Origin of the sequence: Chryseobacterium sp. LJ668 (assembly GCF_019613955.1) — a bacterium.
Lineage (GTDB): Bacteria > Bacteroidota > Bacteroidia > Flavobacteriales > Weeksellaceae > Chryseobacterium.
The window spans coordinates 3163791-3187048 of sequence record NZ_CP080443.1 but is presented as its reverse complement, the minus strand read 5'-3'; the positions used below and the strand labels follow the sequence as shown (position 1 = coordinate 3187048).

Here is a 23258-nt window from a genome sequence, read left to right as displayed (position 1 = left end):
ACATTTTATTATCTTTAAACTAAATTTCTAATCAATGAGCTATTCAAACTTAAAAAAGGATCCTATTTTTATAGACATTGCATTATTGATAGTAAGATTATTTGTAGGTTTTGCTATGTTATCTCATGGTTTTCCTAAGCTTCAAATGTTGCTCGAAGGTGGAGATATTAAGTTTTTTGATTTTCTTGGCTTAGGCCCGAAAATTTCTTTAGGTCTTACAGTTTTCGCAGAATTTGTCTGCTCGATTTTTCTGATTTTGGGACTGTTTACTAGAATTTCAGTGGCCTTCCTCACATTTACAATGATTATAGCCAGTCTTGTAGTTCATGGTTCAGATTCTTTTGATAAAAGAGAGTTGAGTTTACTTTATCTTGCAGTTTATGTTCTTATTCTGGTTTTAGGAGCTGGCAGATTTTCTGTCGATTGGATGATTGAGAAGAGAAGAAGAAGCTCAGAATGGTAATATTTTTATTTTTAAATATATAAAGCAGTAATTTTTTTACTGCTTTTTTGTTAGATAATACCAAGGAAAAATATTTTAAGTTTTCAAAAGAATTTCTGACAATCTTTTTTGGTTAACTACTTTTCATTAAATTCGTGACAAATCAAAAAAATATGAAAATCAAATTGACCATTTGTTTGCTGGCATTTCTTAATTTTTACGATGCACAGGAAAATATTTCTTACCAAAAGCCATCTGCAGAAATTTTAAAACTGGCAGATTACGACAGACCTCCAAGTGTTATCACCAATTCAAAAAAAGATTGGTTAGTTTTTGTTTACCGTCCGACCTACAAAACTTTGGATGATCTTAATCAGCAGGAAATGAAACTGGGAGGCTTACGAATCAACCCGGTCACCAACATATCAAGTTCGGTGACTTATGCGAACAATTTAAAAGTTCGTAAAATGAACGATAGAAATGAATTTCAGGTAAAAGGTTTGCCAACAAATCCGAAAATCACCAATCCTTCTTTCTCACCCGATGAAAAAAAATTAGCTTTTACCAATACCACAGACCGCGGAGTAGAACTTTGGGTTGTTGATCTTGAAACTGCAACAGCAAAGAAAATAACCAAAGATAATCTGAATGCCAATTTGGGTAATCCTTACACCTGGATCAAAGATTCACAGAGCTTTTTATTAAAAGTTCTTCCTGAGAACAGAGCCAAGCTGACAGATGCTTCAAAAGATTTACCGACCGGGCCAATTGTTTCTACATCAGACGGAAAAGTTTCTCAGAACAGGACGTATCAGGATTTGCTTAAAAACCCGCAGGATGAAAAGAATTTCGAAATTCTCACTGCTTCCGAATTATATACTGTCGATATGAACGGAAATGTGAAGAAGATAAAAGATCAGGATCTATTTGCCGGAGTAAGTTATTCTCCTGATGGAAATTATCTGATGCTGACAACCATTAGGAAGCCTTTTTCTTATATTGTTCCGCTGAGTAGATTTCCAAGTGTAACTACGATTTACGATGCTCAAGGAAACGCCGTAAAAAAAGTAAATGAAGTTCCTCTGAATGAAATTATGCCCAAAGGATTTTCATCGGTAAGAACAGGCAAAAGGGACATGGCCTGGAGAAGCGATCAACCCGCAACCTTAGTATTTGCAGAAGCTTTAGATGGTGGAGATCAGTCTAAGACCGCTGATGTCAGAGATGAGATTTTTACCTGGGATGCCCCATTTAGTAATCAGCCAAAATCTTTCTTTAAAACAAAACAGAGATATGAGGGAACAAGCTGGACTAATAATCATTACGCAGTTATTTCTGAAGGTTGGTACGATACGAGAAATACAAAATCTTATCTGGTAGATTTAAATGACGGGAAATCTCAGATTATTGAAGACCGCAATTATCAGGATGTTTACAGTGATCCGGGAAGCTTTAACACCACAAAAAATGAGTTTGGAAGATATGTTTTAGATATGAAAGGTGACAAAGCATATCTTATCGGGGCCGGATTTACTAAAGAAGGTCAGCATCCTTTTATCGACGAGATGGATATGAAATCTCTAAAGAAGAAAAGGCTGTATACTTCAAATCTCAAAAATGCAAAAGAAGAAATCATTGATATTATTAATCCCTCAAAAGGGGAGATTCTGACGATTCAGCAGTCTGCCAATGCATATCCCAATTACTACAGAAAAAATATTAAATCTAATACATCTCAACCGGTCACTCTATTTGCCAATCCTTTTGAAAGCATAAAAGATGTGTACAAAGAAGTGATTACCTACAAAAGAAATGACGGCGTTACATTGACGGGTACACTGTATTTGCCAGCAAATTATGACCGCAAAGCAAAAAAAGAAAAGCTTCCGTTATTGATCTGGGCTTATCCTACAGAATATAAAGATAAAAATACAGCTGGGCAGAATACCCAGAACCCGAATGATTTTACCTTCCCTTATTATGGCTCTTTCGTTTACTGGACAACGAAGGGTTACGCCGTACTTGATGATGCTGCATTCCCGATCATAGGAGAAGGAAAAACCGAACCGAATGATACGTTTATTACCCAATTGGTAGCTAACGGAAAAGCTGCTATTGATGCTGTTGATCAATTGGGTTATATAGACCGAGCTAAAGTGGCGGTTGGCGGACATTCATACGGTGCTTTTATGACCGCAAATCTATTAACGCATTCTAAAGATTATGCCTGCGGAATTGCAAGAAGTGGAGCGTACAACAGAACTTTGACTCCATTTGGCTTTCAGAGCGAACAAAGGAATTACTGGGATGTCCCTGAAATTTACAACACCATGTCTCCCTTTATGAACGCCGATAAAATGAAGACCCCATTGCTCCTGATTCACGGTGATGCAGACAATAACCCGGGAACTTTTACCTTACAGACTGAAAGATATTTCCAGGCTTTAAAAAACCTCGGAGCTCCCGTAAAAATGGTTCTATTGCCAAAAGAAGCTCATGGCTATGTGGCAAAGGAAAATATTCTGCATTTACTTTGGGAACAAGATCAGTTTTTGGAAAAATGTCTGAAGAAATAAATGAAATCCTCGCTCGAAAGAGCGAGGATTTTTTGTTAAAAAAGTTTTACCAAGAGTTATTCATATTTCTTTTCTCATCATAATATCCGTCTGCTTCTCATCACCAAACATAAAAATATGCTGATCAAATTCTGCAAAGCCATTCTTACTATAAAACTGAATAGCTCTCGTGTTTTTTTCCCAGACACCCAACCAGACGTAGTCAGCATTTTTTTCTTTTGCAATAGTTAAAGCTTTATCGTAGAGAATCTGCCCGACTTTTTTGCCGTGAAAATCTTTTGAAACGTAGATCCTTTCTATTTCTAATGCATTTTCCTTTTTGAGTTCTGTCTGCGCATCTCCGCTGTTTACTTTCAGGTAACCAATAACCTCATTTTCTGAAATGGCAAAGTAAAATTCTGAATTTTTGTTTTCAATTTCTGAAGTCAGCTTTTCGGTTGTAAAGCTTTCATTCATATATTTTTCGGTATTCTCCGCTGTATTGTCGGGTGAAAATGTATCGAAGAATGTCTGTTTTGCAATGACCTGTAGTTTACTTAAGTCATTTAGATTTACTTTCTTTATTTCTATGCTGTCCATATACCAAAAATTATGAATTTTGTTTAATTCGTCTTGCAGACAAATTCAAAAATCTTTTTACAAGCATCAGTGCTGAAATCGTCAATCCTAATCCAAGCGCGATCCACATTCCGAAAGCACCCATTTCCAAAGTTACACAAAGTATATATCCTAACGGAATCGTAAAAACCCAATACGCCAGAAATGTGTAAATAGAAGGGATCTTTACATCCTGCAATCCTCGCAAGCATCCGAGAGCAGTCACCTGAATCCCGTCTGATAATTGGAAAAGGGCAGCAATAATCATTAGTTTGGAGGCTAAAGTGATCACTTCTATTTCTTCACCTTTCGTAAAAAATGTAGGAAGAATATTTCGGCCGAGGATAAATATGATTCCACAGATCGCCATAAATATAAAGGCAATTTTAAGATTATTGATGCCGACTTTTTTAAGTTCTACGAAATTCTTTTCGCCTAGTTTCCTTCCAATCATCACGGTTGAGGCAACACTGAAACCAATGCATAAATTAAAGGTAAAAGATGCCATACTCAGTGCAATCTGGTGTGAGGCGATATCGTGTGCCGAGATCAATCCGCAAATAAAAGCGGCACCCGCAAATGCAGTTACTTCAAAAAACATCTGCAATGCTGTGGGAAAACCAATCCTGATCATTTTTTCAAACATCTTCTTTGAAAAAACCGTAATTTTTAATGAAAAATCCTTAATATACTGTCTTGTCTTTTTCTCTTTTACTAAAACATAATAAAGGAAAATAACCATAAAGATTCTTGCTATTAAACTTGCTAAGGCAGAACCCTTTACGCCCATTTCAGGAAAAATCCATATGCCTTTAATGAAGACATAGTTGAGAATAATATTGATAATATTGGCAATGATTGTAGCTTTGGTCACCCCAATGGTATAAGAAAGCCCTTCTGAAACTTCTCTTAAAGTCTGAAATGCCATGAAAGGGACAATACTGACCGCCATAATCCATAAAAAATCTACGGTATCCGGGATAATTTTTGCAGGCTGACCAGAATGATAAAGCAGTGGTAATCCTAAAAACAACAGCAGCATCAATAGAATTCCGACAGACATATTGATGACAAAACCATGACTGAAAACCGAATTGATAGTTTTATGATCATTCTGAGAATGCGCTTCAGAAACCAATGGCGGAATAGCAAATGAAAACCCCAATGCCAATACAAACATCGAAAAGAACACTGCATTTCCTAATGAAACCGAAGCCAGCGCATCTGCACCCAATAGTTTACCTACAATGATATTATCGAATAAGTTCACCGAGACCTGACCCACCTGCGTCAGCATAACCGGAAGCGCCAATGTCAACGCTTCTTTCGTATAGTTTTTATCTAGAAATCTCATAACCGTTCAAAAAAAATTTGCAGTAATAGTACTGCAAATTTTTAGTATTTATTTTAATTTAAAATTAAATTATTTTCTTACAAAACTTGCAACATCCTCTTCAGAAACCGTAGCTCCTCCCAGAATAATTAATCTCTCAACAACGTTTCTCAATTCTCTGATATTTCCCGTCCATGAAAGTGCCTTTAAAGCATCAATCGCAGTATCATCGAATTTTTTTAAAGCAGTACCATGCTCATCAGAAATCAGTGTAGAAAAATGATCCACCAATAATTTGATATCTTCTTTTCGCTCATCCAATGGCGGAACGTAGATCTCAATAACAGAAAGCCTGTGATACAAATCTTCTCTGAACCTTCCGGCATCGATTTCTTTAGCCATATTTTTATTGGTTGCCGCAAGTACTCTCACATCAACTTTTATCTCTTTGTCGCTTCCTACCGGAGAAACTTTGCTTTCCTGAAGTGCTCTCAATACTTTTGCCTGAGCGATCAAACTCATATCACCGATTTCATCCAGAAAAATTGTACCGCCGTTTGCCTGTTCAAATTTTCCCTGCTTGTCTTTGATAGCGCCTGTAAATGATCCTTTTACATGACCGAAAAGTTCAGATTCGATCAATTCAGAAGGTATTGCTGCACAGTTTACTTCTACCATCGGACCTCTAGCTCTTTCACTTAAATTATGAATCGCATGGGCTACAAGTTCTTTACCGGCGCCGTTAGGTCCTGTAATCAAAACTCTTGCGTCAGAAACTGCAACTTTCTCGATCATCTCCTGAATTTTTTTCAACGGAGCAGATTCACCAATCATCTGGTATTTCTTGTTGACTTTTCTTTTAAGAGTTTTATTTTCGGTCTGAAGATTTTTATTTTCTTTCTTTAGAGTTTCCTTTACCAAGGCATTTTTTACACTAGTAATCAATCGGTTGATGTCGATTGGTTTTGAGATAAAATCGTAAGCTCCATCCTTTAAGCAAGCTACTGCAGAATCGATATCGGCATGTCCTGAAATCATGATAAATGTAGTTTCAGGTTTTAAAATCAAACTCTGCTTCAAAAACTCTGTGCCCGACATTTTAGGCATTTTGATATCTGAAATTACTAAGGCAAAGTCTTCTTTTTCCACACATTTATAACCTTCAAGGCCATCTTCGGCAATTAAAAATTCATAATCGGGAAGTTCATCCGATAGAATACTGTGGAGTACTCCGGAGATTGCTTTTTCGTCTTCTACAATAAGGATTTTTTGCATAGTCGCAAATTTAGGTTTTTTTTCGTCAATTTGCATCAAAAACTGTTCCTAAATGTGCTATTGAGAATAATCTCTTCTTCCGAAAATAGCCGATCCAACACGTACAGAATTGGCCCCGCAACTAATGGCAGTTGGGAAGTCATCACTCATCCCCATTGAAAGCGTTTCTAATGTTTTTGTTTTATCTAACTCATCAAAAAGATCTTTTAAAATTTGAAATTCTCTCCCTACCTGATCTTTATCGTCCGTGAAAGTTGCCATTCCCATCAATCCGGTAATTTCGATATTTGAATAAGCACCATCAACAAACTTTTGAAAAATATTTTTGGCTTCGTCTATTTCCAGTCCGAATTTTGTTTCTTCGTCTGCAATTTTTACCTGAAGCAGAACTTTTATTTTTCGGTGATGCTTTGCGGCTTCTTTATTGATTTCATTAAGAAGCTTTTCAGAATCTACACTTTGGATGGTATCAATAAATTCTGCAATATATTTTACTTTATTGGTCTGAAGATGTCCGATGAGATGCCATTGAATATCTTTGGGAAGTAAAGGATGTTTCTCAACCAGTTCCTGAACTTTATTTTCACCAAAAACTCTCTGTCCCAAATCGTAAACTTCCTGAATTGCTGAAACAGAATGCGTTTTTGAGACTGCAACCAACTCAACTGTTGACGGAAGCTGATTTTTTATATTGCCGTAATTTTCCTGAATGCTCATAGCTGCAAATTTCTGAAATTTAGAATAGAAAAACTAATTATTAGTTTCTTTAATTAATACAAAATAAGTTTGACTGTCATTCTGAACGAAATGAAATCTAGTGAAGAATTTTTTATAGTACTCTCAAATGAGATTCTTCCTTCGTCAGAATGACAATTCAACCTAGGATTACGATTTTAATTTAAAACCTCATTGATTCTCGGGTATTCCGAAATTTTTCTAAACACAAAGCGATTTGTTTTCTGCAGCTTTTCAATAAACAATTCCAGTTCATTAACGGAGTCTTCGTCTGTCAAATATTGATCATGGGTAAGAAAAACCAGATGTCTTGAGGTTTTTTCGAGGTCGTTAAAAAAAATGCTGTCTACTTTTTTCAGCATAATCTGATGGTTTCCTTTTAATCCCATTTTATTAGTAGGCTTCCACTCAAGATCCCATCCAATTATTTTGTAACCCGCACTATAAAGATTATTCGCAGCTTCGTTTGAAGTTTTAATATCGGTACTTGTAATATTATTGAGTCTCCAGATGTTTCTTCCGGGTGTTCTTGCAATTTTATTTTTTAATTTTAAACTGTCTATTGCAGTATCAAAATCATGAATTACAATCGCAGAATTCTTGTAAAAGTCTGTATATTTATTATGAGCGTGTGTATAGCTGTGGTTGGCTAATTCTATCAGTGAGTCTTTTCTCAGTAATTCAAGATCATCTTTTTGCTTTTGACTTCCGGTGGCGTGCTGACCGACCAAAAATGCTGTTGCACAGACATTTCTTTTGTGAAGAATTTTAAGTAGATTTTCAGTTCCGCGATTGGGACCGTCATCAAACGTTAGATAAATTACTCTTCTGTCTGAGATGATATTTTTATCATTAATTTCTGAGACGAGTGGTGCGACGGGATGCTCTTTTAAAATATTGTTTTCAGACGTTTTGATTTCTTGTTTCTGATTGCAACCTGTGAACATAAATGATGCTGCGCTTATCGTTGCAAACATCCCTAGAAAAGCCTTGTCTAAAGACTTTTCCGCAAAGTTTTTCTTCATAAAAATAATGGAAATTAAATTGTTAAAAAATGTTAAATTTTACAAATTAAAGTTAACAATTTTATTCCAGTATTTCAGCAAATTTCGATTATTATTAATAAATTATTTTACCAATTGTTCTTTTAAATACAATCCGTTTTTAACAGCTGCTGTTCCCCAGGTATTGTTGAAGAATATATAGGATTTCTTTTGTAAATTTTTCAGGCTTTCGGCTAAACTTTTCAAAAATTCTTCTGAATATTCTGACTTATAAAGTATAGGTTTCCCATGTAAACGATAGTAAAGTGTGTCATTCGAATTAATAATAACGTCTTCAGGAAGATTTCCCGGAAAACTGACTCCTGAGAAAATAGTGTTGTTTTCTTTCAAAACTTTAAAGATTTCATCATTCCACCATGAAAAATGTCGGAATTCAATCACATTTAAAAATTGAAAATCAAGATTTTCTAAAATAAGGTTTAAATTATCGGTTGTATTTTTAAACGAAGGCGGAAACTGATATAAAAATCCGGCAAGTTTTTCCTTCAGATTAGCTTCAATATGATTGCAAAATTCTGTAATTTCTTCTTTACAGCTTTCCAGACGTTTTTCATGAGAAATCGTCTTTGGTATTTTAATGAAAAATCTAAAATCATCAGGTGTTTCGTCGAACCATTTCAATAAAGTTTTTACCGTCGGTTTTCTGTAAAAGGTTGAATTGATCTCAACTGAATTGAATTGCTGAGAATATAAGGTTAGAAAGTCTTTGCTCTTCGCATCTTCCGGATACAGAGAACCCTTCCAATCACTGTTGTAGAAACCGGAGCAGCCAATATAAACTTGATCTTTTTTCATTTTGAGTAATATTTAAAAACACCTTTAATCTTTTAATCTTTTAATCATTTGTCAGTGACAAACAACGCGGGGGTTTATTTAATATTTACATCCACAGAATTTAATCGTAGTGAATTTAAAATCACAGATAAAGAACTGAAGCTCATTGCCGCCGCAGCAATCATTGGTGACAATAAAATTCCAAAAAAAGGATACAACAATCCTGCCGCAATCGGTATTCCCAGAATATTGTAGATAAAGGCAAAAAATAGATTTTCTTTGATATTTCTGAGAAGTTTTTCGCTTAAAATTTTTGCTTTGGCTACGCCAACAAGGTCACCTTTCAATAAAGTAATTTCTGCACTTTCTATGGCAACATCTGTTCCTGTTCCCATTGCAATTCCAATGTTTGCCTGAGCTAAAGCGGGAGAGTCGTTAATTCCATCTCCGGTCATCGCCACGATTTTTCCTTGCTGCTGAAGCTTTTTTACTTCGTTCAACTTATCTTCAGGAAGACAATTGGCTTTAAAATGTTTAATTCCTAGTGCGTCTGCAACAGCTTTTGCGGTGTGCTCATTGTCGCCGGTCATCATAATAACATCAATACCGTCACTCATAAGTAATTCTACTGCTTTTTTCGAGCTTTCCTTTATTTTATCAGTAAAACTTATTAGTCCTAACACTTCATTTTCCTGCGCAACATAAGAAATGGTATGGGCTTTTGATTGAATTTCATTGGCTTTCAGTTTTAAATTTTCAGGAATCTTAATTTCATTTGAAACTAAGAGGTTTTCGTTTCCTAAATAAACCATTTTACCATTAATATACCCTTTTACGCCTTTACCGGAAATATTTTCAAATTTTTCAACTTTTTCTGCCGAAATATTATCAGCCTTAGCTTTTTTAATGACCGCATTTGACAGTGGATGTTCTGAATTTTGGTTTAGTGAGTAGGCCAATTTTAAAATTAAATTGGGTTCATTATTTAAATTTTCAATATGCACAACCGAAGGTTTTCCTTCCGTTAAAGTACCTGTTTTGTCAGTAATTAAAACGTTTACTTTATTCATTTGTTCAAGTGCTTCAGCATTTTTAATGAGAATACCATTTTTGGCTCCTTTACCAATCCCTACCATCAAAGACATTGGAGTTGCAAGACCCAGAGCACAAGGACAAGCCACGATGAGAACCGCAACCGCATTTACGAATGCGAAAAGACTTTGTTTGCCTTCAGGACCGAAAATTTGCCACAGAAAAAATGTTATGACCGCCGTCAAAATAACAATCGGAACAAAAACTTTAGCAACTTTATCAGTCAGTTTCTGAATCGGGGCCCGACTTCTGCTTGCATCGTTGACCATTTTAATAATTTTTGAAAGCAAGGTTTCGTTACCTACTTTTTCTGCTTTCATAATGAAAACCTGGTGTCCGTTGATGGTTCCGGAACTTACTTTATCACCTATCTTTTTCTCTACAGGAATGGGCTCTCCGGTTATCATACTTTCATCAACTATAGAGTTTCCTTCGATGATTTTTCCGTCAACCGGAATTTTTTCACCGGGTTTTACCTTTAACAGGTCTCCTATTTTTATTTCTGACAGCGGAACTATTTTTTCTTCATCATTGATCATTAAATTGGCATCGTTCGGAGAAAGATCTATTAACTCTTTAATAGCGTTTCCTGTTTTTTTATGGGCCAAAGCTTCCATTAATTGCCCTAAAATGACTAATGTAATGATTACGCAAACCGCTTCAAAATATAGCGGACTATCATGGCTGTGACCACGGATTTCATGTGGAACAATATCAGGAAACAGTAAAGCAACAATACTGAAAATGAATGCTGCAGAAACTCCTAAAGCAATTAGGCTAAACATATTTAAATTCCAAGTTCTAAAAGAAATAAAACCTCTTTTCATCAGAAACCATCCGGAATAGAACAATATGGGAACGGTTAAAATAAGTTCAATAAAGCCCTGGATTTGATGTGAAAAAGTAAAATCAATCAACATTCCGCCCATCGAAAGAATGAAAACGGGAATTGTAAAAATTAAAGAAATAATAAATTTTCTTTTTAAAATATTGAATGTATCATCTTCTCCGCTATTACTTTTTTTGTCGGGATATTGTACCAAATCCATTCCGCAGACAGGGCATCCTACATTGCTGTCGTAAGTTTTATCACCTTCGCAGAACATAGGGCAATAGTATTTTCCTGCCATATCGTCAGTGACTGTAGGAACTTCTAGATGTTCATGATCATGAGTATGTGAATGATTCCATTCTGAATGTTTGACTAATTCTTCAGTAATTTCCTCTAAATGCATATAACAGACCGGACAATCACCTTTTTTATCATACACTTTTTCACCTTCGCAGAACATCGGACAGTAATAATCTCCAATGTGTTGTTTAAAAGATTCAGGTAAATGGGCTTTTGAAAATGCAGGTTTGAAATCTGGATCCTGTGCCAGTTTTTCCTCTATCGGAACTAAAAACATATTGCACACCGGACATCTTTCACCTTGTTTAAAGTATACTTTCTCGTCCTCACACTCCATCGGGCAGTAATAAACTGATGATACAGAAACTCTGTCCTGGGGTTTTATAAAAGACTTTTCGGGATTGTTTAGATCTTCCAATTTGTAATCCCCGATTTCCTCTAAAGCTTTATTTAAATGATTCACATCAATCGCTTTATCAGAAATTATGATAGCTATTTGATTTTCGAGGTCAATATCAGCATTTATATTTTCTAGGCTATTGAGCTTGTCTGAAATTTTTTTCTGACAACCTGAGCAGGTCATCCCAATTATTTTATATTGCTCTTGCATGATGCTTAAATTTATTGTGCAAATTTCTATAATCAAAGCTAAAGACTGTTATAAATTTAAGGATAATGTTTATAGAATTTGGATGGTTAGTTAGTTAGTTAGTTAGTTAGTTAGTTAGTTAGTTAAGCGGTTAAATTGTAAACTAATAACTGAATGACTTAATACTCTACAACTGTTAATTCAAACCTGATCAAGCGGTTTTCTGTTGTGAACTTCTAATTTTTTAAACTCAGTAGGAGTGTAGCCTGTCGTGGTTTTGAATTGCGATGAGAGATGCTGTACACTTTTGTAACCCATGTGTCCGGCAATTTCAGTTAAAGTAAAATCGTTGTTGAACAAGAGTTCTTTTACTTTCTCGATTTTTTGAAGAATATAATATTGCTCTAATGTGAAATTTTCGTTTTGCGAAAACACCTTAGACAAAGAGCTATAATCTTTATGAAGCGCAATGCTTAGGAAATTTGATAGTACAAAGTTTTCATCTGTATCTAATCTTCCTATTTTTAAAATAATAAGATTTTTAATATTCTCGATCAGTTGCTGAGAAGGATTTTTTATAATCTCAAAGCCAATTTCTTCAAGTTTATTTTCTATCTGAATCCAATCAGTTTCTAAAATGTCTGCTTCTGTTTCAACTTCTCCTAACCGAATATCTTTAAACCGAATGTCAAGTTTTTCAAAAATACCTGCAACTGCTGCAATGCAACGGTCACAAACCATATTTTTTATAAAAATTTTCATAATTGACCGCTCAACCTGTCTTTTACAAATTCTACTTTGGTTTTCCCGTGTTGCGATGGGTTGCCATTTTCGTCAAGATTTACCATTACAATTTTTTCAACTGTAATAATAGTTTGATGCGTCATTTTGTTTCGCACTGCACATTTTAAGGTAAGGGAAGTAGAACCGAAAGCTGAAACTTCAATCCCAATTTCAATGATATCACCCTGTTTTGCAGAACTCACAAAGTTGATTTCTGAGATGTATTTTGTTACCACTTTTTTGTTCTCAAGCTGAATTACGGCATACAGAGCGGCCTCTTCGTCAATCCACTGTAATAATTTTCCTCCAAAAAGAGATTGGTTGGGATTTAAATCTTCAGGTTTTACCCATTTTCTGGTATGATAATTCATATACGTAATATTTGCAGCACAAATTTAATGTTTAAAACTGAAAAAGGTGAGTGTTCATCATGAATTAATCAAACAAGGAGTATTTATCATTTTAATTATTTTCTTTTTGAGCGCATTGCTTTAACTTTTTTTACCGACTCATTTTGAACTAAATTTTGATATTGATCGCTTTCAATAGGAAAAATGGCAACTTTACTGTCGGCATTATGATGAAATCCGAAGCCATATCTTTTCGCTAAAGGTGATGAACGAAGGCAGGCCTGACCTTTTGAAAAGAAGTTTTCCCTTTCGGCTTTTCCTTCTCCTGAAATGTCATTTTTGATCATATAGCATCTAAAAATGATGTCGTCAGAAGTATATCGATAAGGGCTTTTTATTAAAAGATCATATTGCAGATTGGCCAATGTTTTTTCTTTCTTTTCCGGCGGAATCTGACCTTCTGAAACAGGGCAGTCATCTGCTGTTTCAATTAATGTATTGATGTAATTAGTAGTATGCATTTTTTACTGTTTTTTATACATTTTTAATACGGTTTTTAGGTAACAATGATTGTCAATCATTCATCTAAAACGTTGAATTTAAGCTAAATTATCACATTCTTATATTAAATTTTCTTTAATCAATGAAATACTTAAAAAAAAGTTTTGATTTACTTATTTTAATTGTATCTTGCAAGCGTTTATATCAGGAATCAATATTATGTTCATTATTATGTTGTTTTTCTTTTATACCAGAATTTATATTAATTTTTAATTTTTTTTCAAAATGAACATTTTTGTTTCAAACATCAATTACGCAACTAAAGAATATGAGTTGCACGATTTATTCGCAGAATTTGGCGATGTATCATCTGCTAAAATTGTTACAGACAGAGAAACTGGTCGTTCTAGAGGTTTCGGTTTCGTAGAAATGGGTGACGAAGAAGGAGCTCAAGCTATTGAAGCTCTTAACCAAAAAGAACTTAACGGTAAGATTCTTAACGTGTCTGAGGCTAAGCCAAGAGAAGAAAAACCAAGAAGAAGCTTTGATAATAACAGAAGCGGTGGTGGAAGTTATGGTAACAACCGTACTGGTGGTGGAGGTAACAGCGGTGGCGGTTACGGAAACAACAACAACCGTGGAGGTAACGGAGGCGGCGGAAGTCGTTGGTAAAAAAAATGAAGCGGCTTTTAAGCCGCTTTTTTTATGTCTTTATTTTAAATTAGTTATTTTACAGAAGTTCTACAGCATAAAACATATTTAGAATCAAAATTTGCAGCTGTTAATCTTTTTTCTTCTTCTTTTTCTTCTTTCCTTTTTTGTCTTTTTTTGGATTGAGAATTTCTTCTGCGAATTCTAATGTGGGAGCTTTTACTTTTACCGGCTTTATGTTAATTTCAAGATCAAGATATTCCTTAAGATCATTTTGAGAAACCAAGTTTTCTTTAAATAAAAATTCTAAAATTTCTTTTCCCGAATTATTAAAAAAATTGTGTGTAAGATCTTTCAGCAAAAATTTTTTATAATCGTCAAAAGGAAAAATCACACTGTATCTGAAAATTCTGCCTACTTTTTCAGTAGATAAATAGCCTTTCTCAACAAGTATTTTCAGATAAGTAGAAACGGTATTCTGATGCGGTTTGGGTTCCGTATGCTTTTCCATGACATCTTTTAGATAAAAAGAATTTAAGTCCCAGAAAAGCTTCATTAAATTTTCTTCTGCTGATGTAAGATGATTTATTTTCATATTTGAGCTTAAATTTAGATAATGATAATTGTATCAATTTTTCGTGACCTTAATTAATTGATGGTGGTTTCCACTGGAACTTCAGTAGGTAGATCATTACGTTGATACTTATTATTGCAATAAAGATAAATAAAAGAAACCAAAAAAGCGATCCCGGCGCCCATAAATACTTCCTTTACGGTATGCCGTTTTAAAATAACCCGTGTAATTCCTACCAAAACTGCAATCGCTAACCATACAAATCCTATTTCCACATCAAAGGCAAAAAACAAAGTAGCTACAAAAACATTAAATGCCGTATGCATTGAGCTTTTAATGTATAAATTGCTGAATTGTAAAGCAAACAGCAGAATCAAAATAAACAGCATTACAAAATCTATAAATCCGTTTCTAATAAAATTAAATATTATATAAGATACTATGCAAACAGCAATGAATATATACAAGCTCTTTCTCTGCACTCTGTTTGAGACATCGATATTGGTATAACGTCCGGTTTTGACATTCCAGATAATCCAGCTTATAACCGGAAGAATGGTAATAAGCAGAATAGGTAAAAAGTGGGTAAAAGCCTCCTTAAAAGTGTAATTCTGGATGCTGAAATACACAAAGTAGATAAACAGCGAAACGAGTGGATTAAAAAAATCTGAGATAATTCTTGAAACGGTTTGTAATAACGAGGCCTTTTTTTCTTCCATATTGAAGTTTGTGATGTAAATATAACACTATAACTAAAAAAACAATTGGTATGTATACAATAAAAATGAAGTTTTTTTTATAATTTTGCTCAACTATTTCATAATAAATAAGCAAGAAGCTAGCACATGAAAGAATTTTCTAAAGAGGTATACCTTAAGTGGTATGAAGATATGACAATGTGGAGAAGGTTTGAAGACAAATGCCGTTCTCTTTATCTAAAACAAAAAATCAGAGGTTTTTTACATTTGTACAACGGTCAGGAAGCTATTCCTGCTGGTTTTACGCATGCAATGGATTTAACCAAGGACAGCATGATCACCGCTTACAGATGTCATATACATCCAATGGCAATGGGAGTAGACCCCAAAAGAATCATGGCAGAACTTTGTGGTAAAGCTACAGGTACTTCTGGTGGTATGGGCGGATCTATGCATATTTTCAGTAAAGAGCACCGTTTCTATGGCGGTCATGGTATTGTAGGAGGTCAGATTCCTTTAGGTGCGGGTATAGCTTTTGCGGATAAATTCTTTGACAGAAAAGCTGTCAATATCTGTTTCTTCGGAGATGGCGCAGCAAGACAGGGCTCTCTTCATGAAACTTTCAACATGGCTATGAACTGGAAACTTCCGGTAGTATTTGTAGTTGAAAACAACCAGTATGCAATGGGAACTTCTGTAAAAAGAACTGCGAACCACGAAGATATTTATAAATTAGGGTTAGGCTATGAAATGCCTTGTCTTGCTGTAGATGCGATGGATCCTGAAAAAGTGGCTGAAGCTGCTTATGAAGCGATTGAAAGAGCAAGAAGAGGAGACGGGCCGACTTTCATTGAAGCAAGAACGTATCGTTTCAGAGGACACTCTATGTCTGATGCTGAGCCTTACAGATCAAAGGATGAAGTGGCTATTGCAAAAAAAGACGACCCGATTGAATTGATCAAAGCAAGAATTCTCGAAAACAGCTGGGCAACAGAAGAAGAACTTGAAGCCACAGACAACAAATCGAGAGATTTTGTGGAAGAGTGCATTGAGTTTATGGAAAACTCACCATACCCGACTGCAGAAAAAATCTACGAGTATGTTTATGCTCAGGAAGATTATCCGTTCTTAGATAAATTAGAAAACTAAAAATTAATAATTAATTTGATATTTGAATTTGAGTCTATCTGATCTCAAATCACGAATTTCGAATCTCAAATCAATATAGATTATGGCAGAAGTGATTACAATGCCACGTCTTTCCGACACGATGACGGAAGGTAAGGTGGCAAAATGGCATAAAAAAGTAGGGGATCAAGTAAAAGAAGGAGATATTTTAGCTGAAATCGAAACAGATAAAGCAGTTCAGGATTTTGAATCTGAAATTGAGGGTACCCTTTTATTTGTAGGAGTTGAAGAGGGTTCAGCAGCAGCCGTCGATTCTATTTTAGCAATTATCGGTCAGGAAGGTGAAGATATTTCTTCATTAAAAGGAGGAAATTCTCCGGCAGCTGAAGGTGCTTCTGAAGAAAAAAAATCCGACGATAAATCTGAAACCGAAAAAGAATCTGCAGATGTTGAGGAAACTTCAGCAGAAGTACCTACTGGGGTAGAAGTGATTACGATGCCAAGACTTTCTGATACAATGACAGAAGGTAAAGTGGCCAAATGGCACAAAAACGTGGGAGATCCCGTAAAAGAAGGCGATCTACTTGCTGAAATTGAAACAGATAAAGCAGTTCAGGATTTTGAATCAGAATATAATGGCGTTTTATTGAAGCAAGGTGTAGAAGAAGGAGGTGCTGCACCTGTTGATTCAGTTCTTGCAATGATAGGACCTGAAGGAACAGATGTTTCCAAGGTTGGTGCTGCCAAATCTGGAAGCAAATCAGATGATAAATCTCCAGAACAAAAATCTGAAACGAAAATTGAAGAGAAATCGGTTGCACAAACTGCAAGTGCTTCATCGTCAGACAGAGTAGCAATTTCTCCTTTAGCTAAGAAGATGGCTCAGGATAAAGGTGTTGATATCAATAGTCTTCAGGGTTCTGGTGAGAACGGAAGAATTGTGAAAAAAGATATTGAAAATTATCAGCCTTCACAAAAAACAGAATCTGCTCCGGCACAAAACAATGCGGCGGCTCATGTTGCTTTAAGTTTTGTACAGGGCGAAGATACAGAAACACCAAACTCTCAGGTTAGAAACATTATTGCAAAACGTCTTGCTGAAAGTAAATTCTCTGCGCCTCATTATTACTTGATGGTTGAAATCAACATGGATAAAGCCATTGAAGCCAGAAAAGAAATCAACTCCTTACCAGATACAAAAATTTCATTCAACGATATGATTATTAAGGCGACAGCTGTTGCTTTGAGAAAACATCCGCAGGTGAACTCAAGCTGGGCCGGAGATAAGATCATTCATAGAGGTAATATCAACGTTGGAGTAGCAGTAGCAATTCCTGACGGATTGGTGGTTCCGGTTCTGAAAAACACAGACCAGATGAATTACACTCAGATTTCTGCTGCTGTAAAAGATATGGCAGGAAGAGCAAAATCTAAAGGTCTTAAGGCAAATGAAATGGAAGGTTCTACATTCTCTATTTCCAACTTAGGAATGTTCGGAATTGAAACGTTTACAAGTATCATCAACCAACCGAATTCTGCAATTCTTTCTGTAGGTGCAATCATCGAAAAACCAATTGTAAAAAATGGTCAGATCGTTGTAGGAAACATTATGAAATTGTCATTAGCATGCGATCATAGAGTTGTGGACGGTGCTACAGGAGCTCAGTTCTTACAAACTTTAAAAACATATTTAGAAAGTCCACTAACTTTGTTACTGTAATTTTCTTTTTTATAAATGTATTAAAGCCTTTCATTGTGAGAGGCTTTTTGTTTGCTAATAAAAGAGAACGCCCGAAACTTAGTTTCGGGCGTTTATATTTTAAAATAAAAATCTTTAAGCTAATTTTTCAGAATCTGAAATAAACTGAGCCAATCCGCTGTCAGTTAATGGATGTTTCAATAGACTCAAGATTGGAGGAAGTGGGGAAGTAATCACATCAGCACCAATTTTTGCACAATCAATAATATGCATTGAATGACGGATCGATGCTGCTAAAATCTCAGTTTCATACATATAATTATCGAAAATTAATCTGATTTCCTGGATCAAATTTAATCCGTCTGTAGAAATATCATCCAGTCTTCCCAAGAAAGGCGAAACATAAGATGCACCTGCTTTTGCAGCTAAAAGAGCTTGACCTGCAGAGAAAATTAAAGTACAGTTGGTTCTGATTCCTTTGTCGGAAAAATATTTTAATGCTTTGATCCCGTCTTTGATCATTGGAATTTTCACCACGATATTTGGATGAATTGCTGCGAGTTCATCACCTTCTTTGATCATTTCTTCAAATGTCGTAGAAAGTACTTCTGCAGAAATATCTCCGTCTACGATTTCGCAGATAGCTTTATAATGATTTTTAATCGCTTCAGCTCCGCGGATTCCTTCTTTAGCCATTAATGACGGATTAGTAGTAACGCCATCCAGAATCCCGAGATCTTTAGCTTCTTTAATTTGCTCTAAATTTGCAGTGTCGATAAAAAATTTCATTTTGTATAATAGATTTATTCCGGCAAAGATAATGAATACTTTATAATTTTAAATTGCATTGTAAGTATCAATTTTACTTCTCCGATCTCATAAATTGACTACATAAAGCTTAAAAAATGTAACTTTGTTTATCATGGAAAACAGTAAGTTTACAGCAAAGCTGGAGATTATCGGCATCAATCCTTTTGTTTTTATACCTGATGAGATTTTAAATAAAATTTTTAAACAATCGGGTAAGAATAAAAGCCCGATTCCTGTGAAGGGATTTGTAAATGGTCAGGAATTCAGACAGAATTTAATGAAATACCTTGGCGAATGGAGGTTGTATATTAATTTAAAAATGTTAAAGAATTCACCTAAAAGAATTGGTGAGTTGATTGAGGTTTCAATAGTATTCGATAATACAGAAAGATGTCTTACCATTCATCCGGATTTAGATAAAGCAATAAAAGAAAGTGCGGTGGCGTTAAAGAATTTTGAAAATCTGATTCCTTCAAGAAAAAGCGAGCTTATCAGATATATTGATCATCTTAAAACTGAAGCTGCGATCAAAAAAAATATAGAAAAAATCATCAGTCATCTGGAAGGCAAGACAGATTTTTTCGGAAAGACAATTAATAATTAGAATTAAAATAATGAACATTATACTGGCTTCAACTTCCACACTTTTCGGTGGAGCTTATTTGGAATATTTAAAAGAAGAATTAATAGAATTATATACGGGAATTGACGAAATTATCTTTATCCCGTTCGCAAGACCCGGCGGAATTTCCCATGATGATTATACTGAGAAAGTACGTGTTTTTTTTGAAACCATCAATATCAACGTGAAAGGTTTGCACAGCTTTAAAGATAAAACTGAAGCACTGAACAATGCAAAAGGTTACTTTACAGGCGGTGGTAACACTTTTTTGTTGGTTAAAACTCTACACGAAGCAAATCTGATGATGGTATTAAAAGAAAATGTAGAAAATGGTAAACCTTATCTCGGATGTAGCGCGGGAAGCAATATCGGCGGCAAAAACATGAAAACAACCAATGATATGCCTATTGTTTATCCTCCGAGTTTTGAATGTATGGGGTTGGTTCCTTTCAATATCAATCCTCATTATCTGGATCCAAATCCAGAATTAAAACATAATGGCGAAACAAGAGAAACGAGAATTAAAGAATTTCTAACTCAAAATGATGTAAAAGTTGTTGGCTTAAGAGAAGGAAACTGGATCAGGAGAACCGGAGATACAATTATTGTTGAAGGCACCGAATTAACCAGAATTTTTGAAAAAGGAAAAGAACCTTATGAGATAGAATCAGGAGCATCTCTATGATAAAAAAAATATTAGTAACTACTTTTGTAATTTTATCCATTGCATTAAATTGTCAGAAAAAAAATATTTCTGATGAAGAAATTTACGAAGTAATTAATTTTGTGGTTAAGAACGGAAAAACAAAATTTCATAAAAAATTGTCAATAATTACCGAAGATCCTAACCTCAAAACTGATAAATACATTGGCAAAGAATTTCTTAGACAATATTTTAATGAGAAAGATTCAGATTATATTTTAAGCCAATTTGCAACTTCGAAAGATTTTTTACTAAGCTATAAATACATTACTGATTTAAAAATTATACATTCAGAAAAGCTGTTAGCTTATAAAAAATTAGGAAAGGGATTTTGGTCTGTATTTGAAGAAAAACATGACGATGCAGGTTTTATGTTTGTTGGAAAACCATTATTCTCCTTAGATAAAAAAAGAGTTATTATAAATTACGGCTATTATTGTGGTGGACTTTGTGGACAAGGCTCAAGGATAATACTAAAGAAAATTAAAGATAAGTGGGTATTTGAAAAAGAAATTTCAGGATTTATAAGCTAATTAAAATGAAAAAAACGTTTGTCTTATTTGCATTTTCAACACAGGTTATTTTTGCTCAGAACGTCAGTCAAAAACTTGATGATGCTACAAAAAATCTAATGAATTCTCCAATGGCAGTTTCATCCAGTTTATCACTGTATGTTGCTGATGAAAGCGGGAACTTAGTTTACGACTATCAGGGAAATAAAGGGCTCTCAACCGCTTCGACGCAGAAAATTTTCACAGCTGCTGCAGCTTTAGAAACTTTAGGTAAAAATTATACTTACAAAACTACTTCAGCATATTCAGGAACAATTTCAGGAGGAATTTTAAATGGAAATCTTTTTATCACATCCAACGGAGATCCTACTTTAGGAAGTTGGCGTTATGAAGGTTACAAACCCGAAAATTTTAAACAAAAGTTATTGGATGCCATCAAAAAAGCTGGGATTACAAAGATTTCCGGTGATTTGATCATTGATGATTCATATTTTGATCATCAGACGATTCCCGGAGGATGGCCTTGGGATGATTTGGGCAATTATTACGGAGCGGGAGTCTGGGGAGTCAATTGGCGCGAAAATCAGTTTGATATCAATATCAACGGAACAGAATTTAAGAGTTTTTCTTATCCTTTGGCGAACATAAAATGGCTGAATGATCTGAAAGCAGCAGGAACTTCAGATCAAAGTCTGATTTTTACCGCCCCACATTCTGAGGTGGCTCTAATTAACGGAAATCTACCAGCTGGAAAAGTGACGACTGTTTCAGGCTCGGTTCCTAATCCTCCTTTGCAGTTAGGAGTTGAAGTTCAGGGCTGGCTAAAAGATTCAGGAATTGATTTTTCCGGAAAAGTAATGACGAATTCTCAGATGGAGATTGAAGGCAAAAAACCTTTGGAATTTCCTAAAGGCAATATCATCCTCACTTATCAATCGCCGACTTTAGATAAGATCATTTATTGGTTTTTAAGAAAAAGCGTAAATGTATATGGTGAAAATTTAATTAAAACTTTAGGGAAGGAGAAAAAAGGAAACCCAAGTTTCAAAAGCGGTATTGCTTTTCTTAAAGAATTTTGGAAGTCGAAAGGCATCAACCCCAATATGATTAATTTCGCTGACGGAAGCGGACTTTCGCCTCAAAATTATGTTTCGGCAAAAGCAGAAGTTCAGGCCCTGCTTTATGCTAAAAAACAAGCTTGGTTTGAATCTTATTATGAAGGTTTTCCAACCCAGGATAACGGAATGAAGATGAAAAGCGGAACAATGAGAGATACAAAATCTTATGCAGGTTATCACACCTCAAAAGATGGTAAAAAGTATGTTTATTCGATCATTATCAATAATTATGAAGGAAGCGGCAGTACAGAACTGCAGAAAATTCTGAATATTTTAAAATAAAATTTCAATTGAAAAAAAGATCCATATTTTCCAGATTCAATAACTGGTTTATTTTTTCTCTGATGACTTTGGTTGTTGTAGCGATCGTTATTGCTTCAACATTGGTTGTTAATTATTTAAAAAAAGAAGAAGTTAAGAGAGTTGATATTTTGGTTAAAGCTATAAAATTTCAACAGGATGTGACCCCAAGTTTAGAAGTTCAGGAACTTCTTCTTGCTATCTACAGCTCAAACACAACAATTCCTGTAATCATTTTAGATAAAAATGATCAGATCATAGAATATAAACATTTAGCAAAAGAAGTTGGCGATGATTCCACAGAAATAATTGCTTTAGCAAAAAAAATGGGGAAAAAATACCCTGCGATAGAAATAAAAGTTCAAGGTGGGAATGATCAGTTTGTGTATTATGACAATTCAAGAATGCTGAATAATCTTCAGTATTTTCCCATTCTGCTTGGATCTTTTATACTTTGCTATTTCTTGTTTTCATTCTGGTTTTTAAGAACTGTCAAAAAAACCGACGAAGGTTATCTCTGGGCCGGTTTGGCGAAAGAAACCGCACACCAGATCGGCACTCCATTATCGTCAATGATGGGCTGGATGGAAATTATGAAACTTGAGAACCCAGAATCAGACGGAGTGAACGAAATAGAAAAAGACATTGAAAGACTGCGTACCATCTCAGAAAGATTTTCTAAAATCGGTTCGGTTCCCGAGCTGAATGACAAGAATTTTAATGAAACCATTCATGAAAATTATGACTATCTGAAAACTAGAATTTCAAAAAAGATTGACTTTACACTCTTGCTTCCTACCTATACGATTCTCGTTCCGCACAACAAAATTCTGATGAGCTGGGTGATCGAAAATCTAGTAAAAAATGCCGTTGATGCTATGAAAGGACAGGGAGTTTTGCAGATGTCAGTTTTTGAACGCAACAAAAATATTTTAGTCGAAGTAAAAGACAGTGGCAGCGGAATGACAAAATATCAGGCGCAAAATGCTTTCAAACCCGGCTATTCTACCAAAAAACGAGGTTGGGGATTAGGATTGTCCTTGGCAAAAAGAGTAGTGCAGGAATATCATAATGGTGACATTAGAATTTCACAAACCGAAGTGGGAAAAGGAACTACTTTTAGAATTGTTATTAAAAAAGCATAATTTCCGTAATCACTGATGTTATAACTCATCTCAAGAAGCCGAAAGCAAAAAAAAA

23 protein-coding genes are annotated in these 23258 nt (G+C 34.9%); 10 read left to right on the top strand and 13 right to left on the bottom strand.

Going from position 1 to position 23258, the window contains the following annotated elements:
- The first annotated feature begins 34 nt into the window (after positions 1-34).
- Together K0U91_RS14900 and K0U91_RS14895 are read left to right on the top strand one after the other, a co-directional pair.
- Positions 35-463 carry a DoxX family protein gene (locus tag K0U91_RS14900; RefSeq protein ID WP_220179302.1) on the top strand — a complete coding sequence of 143 codons (429 nt, stop codon included), beginning with the start codon at positions 35-37 and terminating at the stop codon, positions 461-463.
- A gap of 152 nt (positions 464-615) precedes the next feature.
- The gene (locus tag K0U91_RS14895; RefSeq protein WP_220179301.1) at positions 616-3018 is read left to right on the top strand and encodes an alpha/beta hydrolase family protein; all 2403 of its coding nucleotides are present in this window, start codon (positions 616-618) and stop codon (positions 3016-3018) included.
- 60 nt (positions 3019-3078) lie between these two features.
- Here K0U91_RS14895 and K0U91_RS14890 read toward each other — a convergent pair whose 3' ends face one another.
- The 10 genes from K0U91_RS14890 to K0U91_RS14845 form a co-directional block, all read right to left on the bottom strand.
- Positions 3079-3597, bottom strand: a complete 519-nt coding sequence (locus tag K0U91_RS14890) for a GNAT family N-acetyltransferase (protein WP_220179300.1) — start codon at positions 3595-3597, stop codon at positions 3079-3081.
- Positions 3598-3607: 10 nt separating this feature from the next.
- A complete protein-coding gene (locus K0U91_RS14885; RefSeq protein ID WP_220179299.1) occupies positions 3608-4969 on the bottom strand; it encodes an MATE family efflux transporter in 1362 nt (453 codons plus the stop codon).
- Between the two features lie 69 nt (positions 4970-5038).
- Positions 5039-6223: a sigma-54-dependent transcriptional regulator gene (locus K0U91_RS14880; RefSeq protein WP_219968972.1), complete on the bottom strand. Its 1185-nt coding sequence runs from the start codon at positions 6221-6223 to the stop codon at positions 5039-5041.
- 57 nt (positions 6224-6280) lie between these two features.
- Positions 6281-6940, bottom strand: a complete 660-nt coding sequence (locus K0U91_RS14875; protein WP_220179298.1) for a YggS family pyridoxal phosphate-dependent enzyme — start codon at positions 6938-6940, stop codon at positions 6281-6283.
- A gap of 176 nt (positions 6941-7116) precedes the next feature.
- Positions 7117-7983 carry a polysaccharide deacetylase family protein gene (locus K0U91_RS14870; RefSeq protein ID WP_220179297.1) on the bottom strand — a complete coding sequence of 289 codons (867 nt, stop codon included), beginning with the start codon at positions 7981-7983 and terminating at the stop codon, positions 7117-7119.
- A 102-nt stretch (positions 7984-8085) separates the two neighbouring features.
- Positions 8086-8817 carry a DUF72 domain-containing protein gene (locus K0U91_RS14865; protein WP_220179296.1) on the bottom strand — a complete coding sequence of 244 codons (732 nt, stop codon included), beginning with the start codon at positions 8815-8817 and terminating at the stop codon, positions 8086-8088.
- A gap of 74 nt (positions 8818-8891) precedes the next feature.
- Positions 8892-11630, bottom strand: coding sequence for a heavy metal translocating P-type ATPase (locus K0U91_RS14860; protein ID WP_220179295.1), 2739 nt, complete (start codon positions 11628-11630; stop codon positions 8892-8894).
- A gap of 180 nt (positions 11631-11810) precedes the next feature.
- Positions 11811-12371 (bottom strand): helix-turn-helix domain-containing protein, encoded by a 561-nt coding sequence (locus tag K0U91_RS14855; RefSeq protein ID WP_219968977.1) that lies wholly within the window; start codon positions 12369-12371, stop codon positions 11811-11813.
- Complete coding sequence (locus K0U91_RS14850) at positions 12368-12763, bottom strand: acyl-CoA thioesterase (protein WP_219968978.1); 396 nt, start codon at positions 12761-12763, stop codon at positions 12368-12370. The genes K0U91_RS14855 and K0U91_RS14850 overlap by 4 nt, the downstream gene beginning before the upstream one ends.
- 95 nt (positions 12764-12858) lie before the next feature.
- On the bottom strand, positions 12859-13263 hold the full coding sequence (locus K0U91_RS14845) for a DUF6157 family protein (protein ID WP_219968979.1): 405 nt from the start codon (positions 13261-13263) through the stop codon (positions 12859-12861).
- 265 nt (positions 13264-13528) lie between these two features.
- Between K0U91_RS14845 and K0U91_RS14840 the strand changes: the two genes are divergently transcribed.
- Positions 13529-13915, top strand: a complete 387-nt coding sequence (locus K0U91_RS14840) for an RNA recognition motif domain-containing protein (RefSeq protein ID WP_219968980.1) — start codon at positions 13529-13531, stop codon at positions 13913-13915.
- A gap of 109 nt (positions 13916-14024) precedes the next feature.
- Here K0U91_RS14840 and K0U91_RS14835 read toward each other — a convergent pair whose 3' ends face one another.
- On the bottom strand, positions 14025-14489 hold the full coding sequence (locus tag K0U91_RS14835; RefSeq protein WP_220179294.1) for a BlaI/MecI/CopY family transcriptional regulator: 465 nt from the start codon (positions 14487-14489) through the stop codon (positions 14025-14027).
- A gap of 53 nt (positions 14490-14542) precedes the next feature.
- A complete protein-coding gene (locus K0U91_RS14830; protein ID WP_219968982.1) occupies positions 14543-15187 on the bottom strand; it encodes a phosphatase PAP2 family protein in 645 nt (214 codons plus the stop codon).
- Between the two features lie 126 nt (positions 15188-15313).
- Between K0U91_RS14830 and pdhA the strand changes: the two genes are divergently transcribed.
- Positions 15314-16315 carry a pyruvate dehydrogenase (acetyl-transferring) E1 component subunit alpha gene (gene pdhA, locus K0U91_RS14825; protein ID WP_219968983.1) on the top strand — a complete coding sequence of 334 codons (1002 nt, stop codon included), beginning with the start codon at positions 15314-15316 and terminating at the stop codon, positions 16313-16315.
- A gap of 82 nt (positions 16316-16397) precedes the next feature.
- Positions 16398-18014, top strand: coding sequence for a pyruvate dehydrogenase complex dihydrolipoamide acetyltransferase (locus K0U91_RS14820; RefSeq protein ID WP_220179293.1), 1617 nt, complete (start codon positions 16398-16400; stop codon positions 18012-18014).
- Positions 18015-18128: 114 nt separating this feature from the next.
- Here K0U91_RS14820 and fsa read toward each other — a convergent pair whose 3' ends face one another.
- Positions 18129-18782 carry a fructose-6-phosphate aldolase gene (gene fsa / locus K0U91_RS14815; RefSeq protein ID WP_219968985.1) on the bottom strand — a complete coding sequence of 218 codons (654 nt, stop codon included), beginning with the start codon at positions 18780-18782 and terminating at the stop codon, positions 18129-18131.
- A 133-nt stretch (positions 18783-18915) separates the two neighbouring features.
- On the opposite strand from fsa, the gene K0U91_RS14810 reads away from it, so the two are divergent.
- From K0U91_RS14810 to K0U91_RS14790, 5 genes are read left to right on the top strand one after another with little or no spacing between them, the layout of a single operon-like run.
- A complete protein-coding gene (locus tag K0U91_RS14810) occupies positions 18916-19407 on the top strand; it encodes a YdeI/OmpD-associated family protein (protein WP_220179292.1) in 492 nt (163 codons plus the stop codon).
- A 10-nt stretch (positions 19408-19417) separates the two neighbouring features.
- Complete coding sequence (pepE, locus tag K0U91_RS14805) at positions 19418-20110, top strand: dipeptidase PepE (RefSeq protein ID WP_220179291.1); 693 nt, start codon at positions 19418-19420, stop codon at positions 20108-20110.
- Positions 20107-20661, top strand: a complete 555-nt coding sequence (locus K0U91_RS14800; protein ID WP_220179290.1) for a hypothetical protein — start codon at positions 20107-20109, stop codon at positions 20659-20661. The genes pepE and K0U91_RS14800 overlap by 4 nt, the downstream gene beginning before the upstream one ends.
- A 5-nt stretch (positions 20662-20666) precedes the next feature.
- Positions 20667-22040 carry a D-alanyl-D-alanine carboxypeptidase/D-alanyl-D-alanine endopeptidase gene (dacB, locus tag K0U91_RS14795; protein ID WP_220179289.1) on the top strand — a complete coding sequence of 458 codons (1374 nt, stop codon included), beginning with the start codon at positions 20667-20669 and terminating at the stop codon, positions 22038-22040.
- An 8-nt stretch (positions 22041-22048) separates the two neighbouring features.
- On the top strand, positions 22049-23203 hold the full coding sequence (locus K0U91_RS14790) for a sensor histidine kinase (RefSeq protein ID WP_258319554.1): 1155 nt from the start codon (positions 22049-22051) through the stop codon (positions 23201-23203).
- Positions 23204-23258 lie beyond the last annotated feature (55 nt).